Source organism: uncultured Microbacterium sp. (genome assembly GCF_963521645.1).
Taxonomy (GTDB): Bacteria; Actinomycetota; Actinomycetes; order Actinomycetales; family Microbacteriaceae; genus Microbacterium.
The window spans coordinates 1-13761 of sequence record NZ_CAUQVQ010000065.1 but is presented as its reverse complement, the minus strand read 5'-3'; the positions used below and the strand labels follow the sequence as shown (position 1 = coordinate 13761).

10 protein-coding genes are annotated in these 13761 nt (G+C 69.5%); 6 read left to right on the top strand and 4 right to left on the bottom strand.

Features of this window, described 5'->3' with window-relative positions:
- Positions 1–3017 (bottom strand): S8 family peptidase (locus tag RWO82_RS12215; RefSeq protein ID WP_314427391.1); only part of this gene is annotated, 3017 nt, incomplete at its 3' end.
- A 165-nt stretch (positions 3018–3182) separates the two neighbouring features.
- Between RWO82_RS12215 and RWO82_RS12210 the strand changes: the two genes are divergently transcribed.
- The 4 genes from RWO82_RS12210 to RWO82_RS12195 all read left to right on the top strand — a co-directional run bounded on the left by RWO82_RS12210 (position 3183) and on the right by RWO82_RS12195 (position 7273).
- A complete protein-coding gene (locus tag RWO82_RS12210; protein ID WP_314427388.1) occupies positions 3183–3725 on the top strand; it encodes an ECF transporter S component in 543 nt (180 codons plus the stop codon).
- 85 nt (positions 3726–3810) lie between these two features.
- Positions 3811–5571: an ABC transporter ATP-binding protein gene (locus tag RWO82_RS12205; RefSeq protein ID WP_314427387.1), complete on the top strand. Its 1761-nt coding sequence runs from the start codon at positions 3811–3813 to the stop codon at positions 5569–5571.
- The gene (locus RWO82_RS12200) at positions 5568–6386 is read left to right on the top strand and encodes an energy-coupling factor transporter transmembrane component T (protein ID WP_314427385.1); all 819 of its coding nucleotides are present in this window, start codon (positions 5568–5570) and stop codon (positions 6384–6386) included. The genes RWO82_RS12205 and RWO82_RS12200 overlap by 4 nt, the downstream gene beginning before the upstream one ends.
- Positions 6387–6397: 11 nt before the next feature.
- Positions 6398–7273 (top strand): siderophore-interacting protein, encoded by an 876-nt coding sequence (locus tag RWO82_RS12195; RefSeq protein ID WP_314427382.1) that lies wholly within the window; start codon positions 6398–6400, stop codon positions 7271–7273.
- Between the two features lie 84 nt (positions 7274–7357).
- Here the strand turns inward: RWO82_RS12195 and RWO82_RS12190 are convergent, their stop codons facing one another.
- Positions 7358–8521, bottom strand: a complete 1164-nt coding sequence (locus RWO82_RS12190; protein WP_314427380.1) for an acyl-CoA dehydrogenase family protein — start codon at positions 8519–8521, stop codon at positions 7358–7360.
- A 150-nt stretch (positions 8522–8671) separates the two neighbouring features.
- Positions 8672–9610, bottom strand: coding sequence for a M15 family metallopeptidase (locus tag RWO82_RS12185; RefSeq protein WP_314427378.1), 939 nt, complete (start codon positions 9608–9610; stop codon positions 8672–8674).
- A 101-nt stretch (positions 9611–9711) separates the two neighbouring features.
- Here RWO82_RS12185 and RWO82_RS12180 point away from each other — a divergent pair, with 101 nt between their 5' ends.
- Positions 9712–10848 carry an Rv2578c family radical SAM protein gene (locus RWO82_RS12180; RefSeq protein ID WP_314427376.1) on the top strand — a complete coding sequence of 379 codons (1137 nt, stop codon included), beginning with the start codon at positions 9712–9714 and terminating at the stop codon, positions 10846–10848.
- A 52-nt stretch (positions 10849–10900) separates the two neighbouring features.
- Positions 10901–11440: a YaeQ family protein gene (locus RWO82_RS12175; RefSeq protein WP_314427374.1), complete on the top strand. Its 540-nt coding sequence runs from the start codon at positions 10901–10903 to the stop codon at positions 11438–11440.
- Positions 11441–11652: 212 nt separating this feature from the next.
- Here RWO82_RS12175 and RWO82_RS12170 read toward each other — a convergent pair.
- Positions 11653–13761: DEAD/DEAH box helicase (locus tag RWO82_RS12170; protein WP_314427372.1), on the bottom strand; the 2109-nt coding region annotated here is incomplete at its 5' end.

Below are 13761 nucleotides of genomic sequence, written 5' to 3'. Positions count from 1 at the left end.
ACGATCGTGCGCACGGCGGACTCGCCGTACTGCACGAGCCCGAGGTAGCGCGTGCCGGCGGTGAGACCGGTCCAGTCCAGCTCGTAGCTCGTCGCCTGGCCGCGCACGGCCTGGATCGGGTTCGGGGTCGCCGTGAACGCACCCTCACCCTCGGGCTGCACGTTCGCGTAGGTCATGTCCCACGTGATCGGCGCCGAGGTCGAGTACACGTTCGCGACGACCAGGTAGGTGCCGGCGGTCGGGGCAGGAAGCGTGACCTGCTCGTCGGCCGATCCCGTGGCCGACTGCCAGCGCTCGTAGTAGCGCAGGTCGTCGGGGCTCACGACGCGGTAGACCGTGAGGTCGAGGTCGCTGCCGGCATCGTCCGACGAGTCGAGGTCGAAGCGCGAGAGCGTGGTGCCCTCGGGCACATCGACGATCCACGACACGTCCTTGTTCTCGTCTCCCGAGGCCTCGTCGCCGGAGTGGCCGACCACGCGGCCGTCCGGGTCCTCCAGCAGCGTGAACGCGGTGAGGCCCGACACCCCCAGGGCGAGTTCGCCGTCGACACCGGGGGTGATCTCGACCGTGGTCGAGCCGTCGACTCCCGTGCCCTCGACCTCGGACGGAGCATCCGCCGTCACGGGGAACACCGCGATCGGCGAGCGCACCGTGTTCTTCGCACTGCTCCAGGTCAGCGACCCGGTCGCCCACTGCTCGACCGGTGCGCTCTGGTTGTCGAACGTGACGGTGTAGGTGGCCGTCTGCCCGGGTTTGTCGAACGTCAGCGTGGACGGCTCGACCGTCGTGTTCACGCCGGGCAGATCGACGGATGCCGTGAACGTGCCCTTCTCGGTCGCGGTGACGGTGCGGGTCACGGTCTGCGCACTCGCGAGCGACCCGATCGAGAACGACGCGATGTTGAGATCGCTGCCGTCGATCGGCTCGACGCCGTCGAACTCGGCCAGGCCCTTGCCCTCGAGGAAGGCCGCCCACTCCGGCACGTCGTTCATGTAGAGCAGGCCGGGGGAGAAGAAGCGCCTCGGGTCGACCTGACCCGCGCCCTGCTGGAACGGGTCGGTGTTCGTCGAGCCGTCCGCGTTCACGGTGTCGTATGCAGTGGTCATCATCGCGGACTTGATCTCGGCGGGCTTGGCGTTGGGCCGCTCGCCGAGGTAGAGCGCCGCGAGACCCGCGATGTGCGGCGAGGACATCGACGTTCCCGACAGGATGCCGAAGGTCGGCTCCTCTCCCGGAGCGTTCTGCGTCGCCGCCAGGATCGCGACACCGGGGGCCGCGATGTCGGGCTTTATGATGTCGCTGCCGTCGGCCAGCATCGGCCCACGGCTCGAGAAGCCCGCGATCTGGGGCACCGGGGTCACGACGCCGGTGGTGTTCTCGCCCACGAGCGTGATCGGACGGTCGACGCCGCCCTGCACGTAGGCGAGCACGGCCGCGCGATGGACGGAGGAGAGGTGCACGGTGGGCACGGCGTGGAAGTCGTTGTCGAGCGAGTCGGCACCGCCCGGCACGTTCACGAGCACGACGCCCATGCCTCCCGCGTCCTTCACGACCTGCGACTTCTCGGCGCGCGCATTGCCGCCGCGGTCGCACACCACGATGTGGCCCGCTGCCTTCGCCGGGTCGAGCGAGCCCGGCAGGCAGAGCGCGGCATCCGCGGTCGAGGCGCCCGCCGCGGCTGCATCGCCCGCGTAGATCGACGGACCCGTGACGGTCGTGCCGAACGGCACGCTCACGGAGGCTCCGGCCTGCGCGAACCCGTCGAACTGCACGGTGCCCTCCCAGGTGGGGACCGTCGACGCTGCGACCGTGGTGTACCAGGGAGACGCGTGATCGGCCGTGACCGAGTCGGGACCGTCGTTTCCGGCGCTCGTGGCCACGAAGACCCCGGCCGCCGCGGCGTTGAAGAACGCGATGTCCTCGGGGGCGAGCACGGTGGATGCCGCGCCGCCGCCGATCGAGTAGTTGATCACGTCGACGCCGTCGGCGACGGCCTGGTCGATGGCGGCGATCAGGTCGCTGCCGGCGCAGATGTCATCCGTCGTCACTGCCTCGTCGGGACCGACGTAGCAGGCCTTGTAGGCCGAGACCTTGGCACCCGGAGCCACACCCGAGACGCGGCCGAAGTCGACGTCCTCGATCGACGCCTGCACGCCGAAGTTGCCTGCTGCCGTGCTCGCCGTGTGCGAGCCGTGCCCGTCGCCGTCGCGCGGCGACAGATAGTCGTACTGGAAGTCGAACCCGGCAGCCGCGGCGCCGGCGGAGAAGTACTGCGCACCGATGAGCTTGGTGGAGTAGTCGCTCTTGTCCCACTCCTGCGCCTCGACCATGGCGGCCTGGAACTGACCGCCGTCGGACTTGTCGAAGTAGACGTAGCTGCCGTCGGTGTACGGCTGGGTGCCCTTGTGGCGCTTGTCGCTCTTCTTCTGCTTCTTGAGCTTCTTGCCCTCGAACGAGGGGTGCTCGGGAGCGATGCCGGTGTCGATGACGCCCACCACGACGCCCTCGCCCGCTTTGTCGACGCCGCCGGTCTGCTGCCAGACGCCACCGCGGCCCTTCTTGTCGTCGCCCAGACCGAGGAAGTCGGTGGAGGTCTGCGCATCCGGGTGCCGGATGAAATCGGGATAGACGCCGTAGACGTCCTTCGACGCGCGGAGCTTGTCGACCTGCTCGCCCGAGAGGTCGGCGCTGAAGCCGTTGAGGACCACCTGATACGTCGTGTCGGGGGTCACTCCGACCTCCTGCGCCAGCGTCTGCTGCTGCGTCTCGAGGTGCTCGACGTAGCGCTGCGAGTCCTGCGACTGCGTCTCGAGCTGCTCGCCCTCGGAGGGCTTCGTCGCTTCGAGCCCGTCGACGCCGCCGGTGTAGCTCGCGAGCGGATCGGACTTCATCACGACGATGTAATGGCCCGGTGTGCCCTCGACCGGAGTGGGGTGGTTCACCTCCCCCGCTGCCGCATAGCTCGTGGTTGCCGTCGATGCGATGAACAGCGTGGCCAGGGTGGTGGCCGCTGCCATCCGGAGGGGTGTTCGACCCATGTGCGTCTCCCGATGATCTGGATGCGGCCGTTTGCCGCACCGCCGCTCACGCTAAGCCCGCGCTCACCTCGGTTTCCAGGTTCCGGGGTTATTACTGGACGATCGGCCAGTCGCCTCGCCGATGGTCGACAGTAGGCTGACACCGTGGCCCCCTCCCCCGTTCTGACGACTCGCGTGCTGCTGATCTGCGCCGCGATCGGCGTCGCCACCGGGATCCTCGGAGGGATCGCGGGACTCATCACGCCCGGGGTCATCGTCTTGACCCCCTACCTCTACGGGCTCGTGCTGGGGTCGCACGTGCTGCCCGGCATCATCGCCCAGGAGGTGCTGCGCCGACCGTTCGTGGCCCTCGTGACGCACGTGATCGCGGCGCTCATCTCGAGCGCGTTCAATCCGGCGTGGGCGCTGCGTTTCATCGGCACGGCGCTGCTCTTCGGCGCGATCCAGGAGGGGATCGCCGCTCTCACGCGCTACCGCTCGTGGGGTCCGTGGCGCTTCTTCCTCTCCGCCGCCGTGATCGGCGTGATCGTGGCGGTCGTGGTGTTCTTCGCGGTCGACCTCGCGACCTTCGCGCCGTGGGTGCAGATCGCCTATCTCGCGATCGCGGTGCTCGGCCCCGTCGCCTGGACCGCAGCCGGGCTCGCGATCGGCGCCGCGCTGTCCCGCGCCGGCGTCGCACGACGCTGAGCGCACGGCACGCAGCGCCGTGACAATTCAGGTAAGGCTCAGCTAAGTTAGAACGGTACCGATCCGCAGAATCCGGGGTTATGCCGTGCGCACATCTGCGCCTCTTCTCCGCGTGCGTGACCTCACGATCACCCACGCCGATGCCGCGCACCCCTCTCCGCAGAACGTCACATTCGACATCGCCGCGGGCGAGGTCGTGCTGCTGCTGGGTCCCTCCGGTTCGGGCAAATCGACCCTGACGCTCGCGCTCAACGGACTCATCCCGCACGCCGTGCCTGCCACCATGACCGGCACCGTCGAAGCGGGCGGGCTCGACGCGGCACAGCGTTCGACGGCCGAGCTGAGCACACGGGTCGCGATGGTGTTCCAGGATCCGGACGCCCAGATCGTCACCGGCACGGTCTACGACGAGGTCGCGTTCGGCCCCGAGAACCTGCGACTGCCGCTCGATGAGGTCACCCGGCGCACCGAGGACGCCGTGCGTCGGGTGGGCCTGTGGGACCGCCGCGACGAGAACCCCGACCGGCTGTCCGGTGGCGGTCGGCAGCGGCTCGCCATCGCCTGCGCCCTCGCCATGGGCTCGCCGCTGATCGTGCTCGACGAGCCCACCGCCAACCTCGACCCCCAGGGGATCGACGACGTGTACGCGGCTCTGAGCGACGTGGTCGCGGCCGGCGATCGCGGCATCCTGCTGGTCGAGCACAACCTCGATGCGGCCATGGGTTTCCTCACTCGCACGATCGTCCTCGACCGCGCGGGCCGAGTCGCTTTCGACGGCTCGCCCGCCGACGTGATCCGCACGCACGCCGCCGAGCTCGCCGCCATGGGGGTGTGGCTCCCGGGCGCGACGCTCGCGGCGCTGCGGATGCGGGATGCCGGAACGCTCGACGTCGACGAGCTGCCGCTCACACCGGACGAGCTCGCCACCGTGCTGGCATCCGCACGCCTGCCGGACCGCGGCGCGGACGGCGGAGGGGAATCCGTCGCCTCCACCCCCACCGCGGGCGTCCTCACCCCGGATGCCCTGCCGCAGGCGACGGTCTCGGATGACGCAGTTCCCTCGCCCCCGGCCCCGTACGCCCCGTCCTCTCCGATCATCAGCGCGCGCGGCCTGACAGTGCGTCGCCGCCGCACCGAGATCCTGCACGGCATAGATCTCGACATCGAGCCCGGCACGCTCACCGCCGTCGTCGGCACGAACGGCGCGGGCAAGACCACGCTGCTGCAGGCGCTCGCGGGGGTCGTCCCACCCCCGCGTCGGCAGGTGACGGTCGACGGCGTCGACCCGGGAGCCGCGTCGCCGCGGGAGCTCTCGAACCGCATCGGATTCGTGTTCCAGAACCCTGAACACCAGTTCATCGCGCACACCGTGTTCGACGAACTCGCACACGGGCTCCGGCTACGTCACACTCCGGATGCCGAGGTCGGCGACCGCGTCGAGGCCATGCTCACCCGCTTCGGCCTCGAGGCCAAGGCCGGCGTGCACCCCTTCCTGCTCTCCGGTGGCGAGAAACGTCGCCTGTCGGTCGGCACCGCGCTGATCACGCGGCCGCGCGTGCTGGCGCTCGACGAGCCGACGTTCGGCCAGGATCGCGCCCGAGCATCCGAGCTCCTCTCCCTGCTGCACGATCTGCGCGACGAGGGAACCACGATCGTCATCGTGACGCACGACCTGCAGCTCGTCGCCGAGCGCACGTCGCACACCGTGATCCTCAAGGACGGCCGCGTCCACGCCGCGGGTCCCACCGAGATGCTGTTCCGCGACGAGACCCCCTTCATCGAGGCCGGGCTCCGGCTTCCCCCGCTGCAGCGGGTGCTCGCTGCCGCGGGTCAGGCGATCGCATGAGCGCGCAGACCTTCGACCCGTACGCCGCGATCGCGACGTCGACTCCCCGCCAGTTCCTGTATGCGCTGAATCCGCTCGCGAAGATCGCGGGCGTCGCCCCCGCCATGCTGGTGCTCGTCTTCGTGCGAGACCTCGCCACGCCTGCGGCCTTCCTCGTGCTCTCTGTCGTGCTGATCGCCGTCGGAGCCCGCGTCACCTGGCGCATCGCCGCACTGCTGTTCCTCGCCCTGCCGATCGGCATGGTCGCGATCGCAGCGGGATTCTCGCTCTGGGTGGACGCGGACCTCGTGCGAGACACCCCCGCGGTGCTGCAGCTCGGCGACTGGACGCTGCGCGAGGGCGCCGTGATCATCGGCGCGGCCACAGCTCTGCGTCTCGGAGCGATCGTCGCGCTCGCACTCATCGGGGGCCTGACCACGACGGGCCCCGATCTCGTGCGGGCCAGCGTGCAGCAGCTGCGGGTGCCGTACCGGATCGGCTACACCGCCCTGGCCGCCTTCCGGTTCGTTCCGCGCTTCGGACACGAGCTCTCGGTGATCCGCGCCGCACATCGCGTACGCGGACATCACGGCGGCAACGGCCCGTTCGCGCGGATCGCCCGCGGCTGGGGATACATCGTGCCGCTGCTCGCGGGGGCGATCCGGCACGCCGAACGTGTCGCGCTCGCGATGGACTCCCGCGCGTTCGGGGCCCACCCGACCCGCACCGAGCGTCATCTGGTCCCCTTCCGTGTCCGCGACACCGTCTTCATCGTGGTGTCGATCGCCGCATCCGTCGCGATCTTCGCGGCCTTCTTCCCCTGGCAGCTGCCCTGAAAGGCGCCCGCATGGCATACAGCAGACTGGTCAAGCCCGAGTCGTCCGAACTCCTCCCGCTCCGCGTGGTGCGCACCGAGCGTCTGTCGGAGCACTGGATGAGAGTGACGCTTGGCGGCGGCGAGATCGACCGGTTCCGGCCGATGGGCTTCGACCAGTGGTTCCGCCTGTTCCTGCCGGTCGGGGGCGACGCGGGTCTCGATCGGGTTCCCGCCAAGGCCAACAGGATGCTCGGCTATCTCCGGTTCCTGCGCATCCCCGACGGCGAGCGCCCCGTGATGCGCAACTACACCGTGCGCGCGCACCGTCCGGCGACGACGGAGTCAGGTGCCGAGATCGACGTCGACTTCGTGCTGCACGGGTCGGCGAGCGACGGCACCGCAGGTCCCGCGTCGCGGTGGGCCGAGACCTGCGCGCCCGGCGAGCACGTGCTTATCATCGACGAGGGACTCACGTTCAACCCGCAGCGCGGCACGGATCGCGTGGTGCTCGTCGGCGACGAGACCGCGCTGCCCGCGATCGCCGCGATCTGCGCCTCGCTGCCCGCGCACGCCACGGGAACCGCGATCATCGAGGTCCCCTCCGAGGAGGACGCGCTGGAGTTCCCGCATCCTGCCGGGGTGGACATCGTCTGGCTCGTGCGTCCGCACGAGTTCGACCCGGGATCGTTCGCCCTCGCCCGTCTGCGAGAGCTCACGCTGCCCGAGGCGCCGTTCCACGCGTACGCGGCGGGTGAGCAGTCCCTCGCGTCGGGAGCGCGCAAGCACCTCGTGGGCGAGCGCGGCGTGGACAAGAACGATGTGAGCTTCTGCGGATACTGGAAGATCGGCGCAGCGGCCCCCGCGTCGAAGGCCGCCCGCGAGGCCGCAGCGGAGCCGTTGTCATGAGCGGCACGGACGCTTCGGGGTCGCGACGGCCCCACGCGAAGGGCCCCGGATGCTGCCATCCGGGGCCCTTCGACGCGATGCGCGTCAGCGCTTGCCGACGATCTGCCGACCGACGAGATCGCGCATGATCTCATTCGTGCCGCCGTAGATGCGGTGCACGCGAGCATCCGTGAACGCCCGGGCGATCGGGTACTCCATGATGTAGCCGTAGCCGCCGTGCAGCTGCACGCCCATGTCGAGCACCTCCCACTCGCGCTCGGTCGCCCAGAACTTGACCTTCGCGGCGTCCTCGGCGGTGAGGGTGCTGTTCTTGTAGGCGAGCAGCGCGCGGTCGATGTAGGCCCACATCGCGTCAGTGGTCGCCGCCATGTCGGCGAGCCGGAAGCGGGTGTTCTGGAAGTCGGCGATGCGCTCGCCGAACGCCTCGCGGTCCTTCGTGTAGGCGACCGTCCAGTCCAGCGCCGCCTGTGCGGCCGCCGCGGCGGCGACGCCGATCGACAGACGCTCGAGCGGCAGGTTGAGCATCAGCTGGATGAAGCCCTGCCCCTCCTTGCCGCTGATGAGGTTCTCGTCGGGGACGAACACGTCGGTGAAGCTGAGCTCGGCCGTGTCCCATCCGTGGAAGCCCATCTTGCTGAGCTTCTTGCCCTGGTCGAAGCCCTCCATGCCCTTCTCCACCAGCAGCAGGCTGAAGGCGTCGGGACGGTTGCCCTCGCCGGTCTTGACGAAGGTCACCACGACGTCGGCCGTCGTGCCGGACGAGATGAACGTCTTCGCGCCGTTCAGGATGTAGCCGCCGTCGACCTTCTTGGCGTTGGTCTTGATGCCGCGCAGGTCGGACCCGGCACCCGGGTCGGTCATCGCGAGCGCGCCGAGCACCTCGCCCGTGGCCATGCGGGGCAGCCACTTCTCCTTCTGCTCCTGCGTGCCCATGTGCACGAGGTACGGCACCGCCAGGTCGTCCTGGATGCCGAACGCTCCGGCGAGCGACCCGGCACCCGCCGCGATGACCTCCTCCATCACGATGGTGCGGAAGCGGTAGTCCTGCAGCATCCCTGCGCCGCCGAACTCCTCGGGGACGGAAAGGCCGATCAGGCCCGCCTCGCCGGCCGCCAGCATGGTCGCCCGGTCGATCTCGCCGGCGGCATCCCATCGCTCGATCGACTCAGTGCTCACGTGGCGCTTGACGAAGTCCTTGACGAGGTCCCGGAAAGCCTCGTGGTCCTCTTCGTAGATGTCGCGTTCCATTGCGTCCTCCCGAACGTTCATGCGTCATTGCTCCGGCGATTCTATGCCGGTTCGGCGACGCGACTCCACCGCGTTGTGGGAATGCATTCCACAATCCGTGAGACTGGGTCCCGCGGTTGTCGGATGCCCTCAGATCACCTTTAGCGCTGGTCAGTGCGCGTAATCGGGAGCAGCGGGAAGCGCGAAGAACTCCTCGAGCGTGTGATATCCCCCGTGGTGGTACGCGGCGGAGAGCTCCTGACCGAGGTACCGCAGATGCCAGGGTTCCGGCTTGTACCCGGTGATGCCCGTTCCGACCTGTTCGTAGCGCACGATGAACCCGTACTCCCAGGCGTTCTCGGCCACCCACGCGCCCTGCGCGGTGCCGCCGAAGGCGTCGATGCCGCCGCACGAGGAGTCGCACGCCACGACGTCGAGCGCGAGTCCCGTCTGGTGCTCGCTGTGACCGGCCCGCGCCGACGAGGCATCCGCGTTCGCCTGACCGCTGCTGCGCACGTGCGACGCGTGCGTGGCGACCTGCAGATCGTACGAGCGGTAGCCGTTGTTGGCCCCGATGCGGCCGGCGCCCTCAGCGGCCGCATCCGCAGCCAGAGCGCCGATCGCCGCGGCGACGTCTGAACGGGCCTGGCCCGATCTCGTGGTCATCTGAAGAGGGATGTCGGCGAGCGATGAAGGAGCGAAGTCCACGGGATCGAGCGGGCGCGCCTTGTTCACCACGACCCAGACATGCGCAGGATCGGAGAGCGAGACGCAGGGTGCGTTGCCGGCCACCACCGCGGCCCTGAAGCTCTCGCCGCCGCCGAATCCGGCGATGATGGCCGCATCGTCGGCCACCGCGATCGCCTCGAGCACACTCCGCTCTGAGCAGGGGTCGGCCGCTGTCGTCGCGCCGACCTGCACCTCGGGCACCGCTTCGACGACCACGGGTTCGGGGAGCACGGGGATCGCAGCCTGAGGCGCATCCACGGCCTCGGCGCCGGAGAGGGACAGCAGGATGCCGACGGCAGTCACGACGAGGCCGAGCGGCAGAGCGGACCCGAGGATCGGGGAGCGTCGTGCCGCATGCTGAGGCTGCGGCGAGGAGGGCATGCCTCCATTGTCACCCATGAGCGGCCGCGTGCCCGCTGGGACCGTCGAACGCATATCGGTTGCGGGTTGACTCGACAGTAGTTCATATGTTCGAATGAAGCATGCGTTGGCAGGGGCAGAAAGTCGGAGATGTCGATGACTCCGCCCTGCCCGGACTCGAGAATCGCGCCGGCATCGTGCGTTCCGTCACGACGCCCGACTTCGCGGGGATGACCTTCCACGAAGTGCTCTCGAAGTCGGCGCTCAATCACGTTCCCGGTGCGTCGCGCATGCCGTTCGCCTGGACGATCAATCCGTACCGAGGCTGCAGCCACGCCTGCGTGTACTGCTTCGCGCGCGGCACCCACGAGTATCTCGACCTCGACGGGGGCGCCGATTTCGACTCGCAGATCGTCGTCAAGACGAACGTCGTCGAGGTGCTGCAGAAGGAACTGCGCAAGGGCAGCTGGCAGCACGAGACCGTCGCCCTCGGGACCAACACCGACCCGTACCAGCGCGCCGAGGGGCGCTACAAGCTCATGCCGGGCATCATCGACGCGCTCGCGACATCGGGCACGCCGATCTCGATCCTGACCAAGGGGACTCTGATCCGGCGCGACATCCCGCTGCTCGTGAAGGCCGCGCACCGGGTGCCCGTCGACATCCAGATGTCGATCGCGATGTACGACGACGAACTGCAGAAGGCGATCGAGCCCGGAACCCCCACGACGCAGGCGCGGCTCGACACGGTGCGAGCCCTGCGTGACGCGGGATTCCGCGTGACGGTGTTCCTGATGCCGATCATGCCGCACATGACCGACTCGATCGAGGCCATCGATGCGGCGCTGCGTCGCATCAGAGAGGCGGGAGCGAGCAGCGTGGTCTACGGCGCGCTGCACCTCCGCGCGGGCGTCAAGCCCTGGTTCATGCAGTGGCTCGGCGAGTTCCGTCCCGACCTGGTCTCGTCGTACCGAGGCCTGTATCCGGGCGTGTCGGCCGAGGCGCCCAAGGGGTACCGTCAGTGGCTCGCGAAGCGTGCACGCCCGCTGATCCGACTGCACGGTCTCGACGGTCAGCACGAAGACGACTACCCGGCGCGTGGCACTCGCAGCGGGCAGGGCCACGTCGACTCCATCTGGCGCCAGGATGACACGACGTCGTCTGCGCGATCGCGCATCCAGCCCCGCTTCCGAACGACGGGGCCGGCGTTCGCGGCATCCTCCCCCTCCTCACCCTCCACGCAGCCGACGCTGTTCTGAGCATCGTCGCCCCGCCCGGGAGATCCGACGACGCCGCGTAGGCTCGGGGATTATGGCTACCGGCTCCACGATGCACACGTTCGACGTCCAGCTCGCCGACATGGATCGTGGGGTGTACGACGACTATGCGCTGCGTGCTGCACGGCATCCGTCCGAGACCGACGCCTACATGCTCACGCGAGTGCTCGCCTACGGCCTCGAGTTCACGGAAGGCATCGCGTTCGGCGGCGGGATCTCGCAGACCGACGAGCCTGCCGTCCTGGTGCGCGACCTCACCGGCCGGATCACGGCGTGGATCGAGGTCGGCGCGCCCGATGCCGAACGCCTGCACTACGGCAGCCGCCTCGCCGACCGCACCGTCGTCTACACGCATCGCGATCCGCTGAAGGTCATGGCGCCGTGGGCCGACAAGCGCATCCATCGCTCCGAGGACATCCGTGTCTTCAGTTTCGACCCGGGGTTCATCGACTCGGCCGCGCCGCTCATCGAACGCCGCAACACGATGACGCTCACGCTCACCGAGGGCACGCTGTATCTCGATCTGAACGGCACGAGCATGACCACCGCCGTGCACGAACACGAGCTGGGCTGACGCGCGCCGCCTCCCTCCCGCCCGACTCCCGACCCCGCGCGACTCCCGACCCCGCGCGACTCCCGACCCCGCCCGTTCGGAAGGAGATCTCCCGCTCAGAAGGACTGAATCCCGGGATCGCTCCTTCGGAGTGAGAGATCTCCTTCGAACCGGGGGACACGACGACGGCCCCGCCCCGCGGATGCAGGGACGGGGCCGTCGTCGGTGTCGGATCAGGCCGTGAGGTCTGCCGCGGTCGGCACGCGACCGGCGATCTCCTCGATCAGGTCGTCGTCGATGCGGGCGTTCTCGAACGGCGCGTCGATCTCGGCCCGCTCCAGGAGCTCGGTCATGCGACGCTGGCGCTGGCGGGTGATCAGCGTCACCACGCGACCCGAACGACCGGCACGGCCGGTGCGACCCGAGCGGTGCAGGTACGTCTTGTACTCGTCGGGCGCATCGGCCTGGACGACCAGATCGATGTCATCGACGTGGATGCCGCGGGCAGCGACGTCTGTCGCGACGAGCACGTTCACGCGGCCCGACGTCAGACGCTCGAGGTTGCGCGTGCGCTTGGCCTGGTTGAGGTCGCCGTGCAACGAGACCGCGGGGATGCCGGCATCGTCGAACTGCTCGGCGAGCATGTCGGCGTAGGCACGGGTGCGCGCGAACACGAGGGTCTTGCCGTCGCGGTCGACGAGCGACGTGAGGATGTCGGCCTTGTCGCGGTGCTCGATCACGAGCACGCGGTGCTCGATGGTGCTGGAGTCCTGGTCCTCGCCGGCGACCTCGTAGACGGCCGGATCGACGAGGAACTCGTCGACGAGAGCCGCGACCTCGCGGTCGAGCGTGGCCGAGAACAGGAGCTTCTGGCTGCCGTCGGCCGTGTGACGCAGGATGCGCTGCACGGGCTCGACGAATCCGAGCTCGCACATGTGGTCGGCCTCGTCGAGCACCGCGATGCGGCAGTCCGAGAGGTCGAGCTTGCCCTGGTTGATGAGGTCTTCGACACGACCGGGAGTTCCGATCACGATGTCGACGCCCTTCTTGAGCGCACCGACCTGGCGACCCTGGGGAACGCCACCGTAGATCTGCGTCGTGAAGAGGCCCACGCTGCGGGCGATCGGCTGGATCGTGCGGTCGATCTGCAGCGCGAGCTCGCGCGTCGGAGCGAGGATGATCGCACGGGGCGAGCGGCCGAACTCACGACGCTTGCCCGCCTGCGACTGCAGCACACGCTCGACGAGCGGGGCGCCGAACGCGATGGTCTTGCCCGAACCGGTGCGTCCGCGGGCGAGAACGTCGCGGCCCTCGAGCACTGCGGGGATGCTGGCCGCCTGGATCGGGAACGGCGTCGCCGCGCCCATGCCGACGAGCGTCTCAACGATGTTGGATCCCAGGCCGAGGTCGCCGAACGTCACGCCGTCGACCTCGACGGCCGCCACGGACTTCGCCTCGAGGCGCTCGTGCACGACGTCGTCGGTCGGCTCGAACTTCTTGGCGGGTGCCGGGCTCGATACGGCGTTCCAGTCGTTGCGGCTGGGGCGCTCGTTGCGCGCCGGGCGCCCGCGGGTGTCCGACGTCAACGGGCGGGGACGCTCGGTGCGGTACGCACCACCGGTCGAGGGACGCGAACGCTCGTCGCGGCCACCCTCGATCGAGCGCTGCGTGCGGTCACGATCGAAGGCGCGACGCGCACGGTCGGCGTCGTAGGAGCGCTCAGAGCGCTCGGCGCCACCGCGGTCGTCACGACGCGGGCCTGCGCCACGGTCGAAGCGCGGACGCTCGGCACGGTCGCCCGAACGGGCAGGACGGTCGTCACGGTTGAAGCGCGGACGCTCGGATCCGCCCCGGTCGTCACGCTGCGGACGGTCGTCGCGGGAGAAGCGCTGGCCACCGCGATCTTCGCGGTAGCCACCGGAGCGCTGGTCACGACGGTCGTCACGACCCGGACGCCCACCGTCGCGGTGGTCGTTGTCGCGGAAGCCCTGGCGCTGCGAGCCGGCACCGCGGTCGTCACGGTTGAAGCGCGGACGCTCCTCGCGCTGCCCGCCGCGGTCGTCGCGGTACGTGCCGGGACCGGTCGGACGCTGGCCGCGGTCGTCGCGGCGCGCACGGTCGAAGCCTGCGGAGGGACGGTCGTAGCGAGGACGGTCATCGCGGTTGTGCGGCGCCTCACGGCGTCCCGACTCGGCACGGTTGCGGATGCCGCGTGCCTCGTCGCGTCCCGCACGCTCCTGAGACGACCAGCGCTGCTTGGGTGCGCCGCCCTCTTCGGCCGGACGGTATCCGCGGTGGCCGGCGCTGCGGCTGCCGGGGCGACGATCGAATCCGGCCGACGG

Bases quoted from the DNA above. Each gene is read 5' to 3' on its own strand.
- RWO82_RS12185 (WP_314427378.1), bottom strand. From the start codon at position 9,610: ATGCCCTCCTCGCCGCAGCCTCAGCATGCGGCACGACGCTCCCCGATC.
- RWO82_RS12175 (WP_314427374.1), top strand. From the start codon at position 10,901: ATGGCTACCGGCTCCACGATGCACACGTTCGACGTCCAGCTCGCCGAC.
- RWO82_RS12200 (WP_314427385.1), top strand. From the start codon at position 5,568: ATGAGCGCGCAGACCTTCGACCCGTACGCCGCGATCGCGACGTCGACT.
- RWO82_RS12195 (WP_314427382.1), top strand. From the start codon at position 6,398: ATGGCATACAGCAGACTGGTCAAGCCCGAGTCGTCCGAACTCCTCCCG.
- RWO82_RS12180 (WP_314427376.1), top strand. From the start codon at position 9,712: ATGCGTTGGCAGGGGCAGAAAGTCGGAGATGTCGATGACTCCGCCCTG.
- RWO82_RS12190 (WP_314427380.1), bottom strand. From the start codon at position 8,521: ATGGAACGCGACATCTACGAAGAGGACCACGAGGCTTTCCGGGACCTC.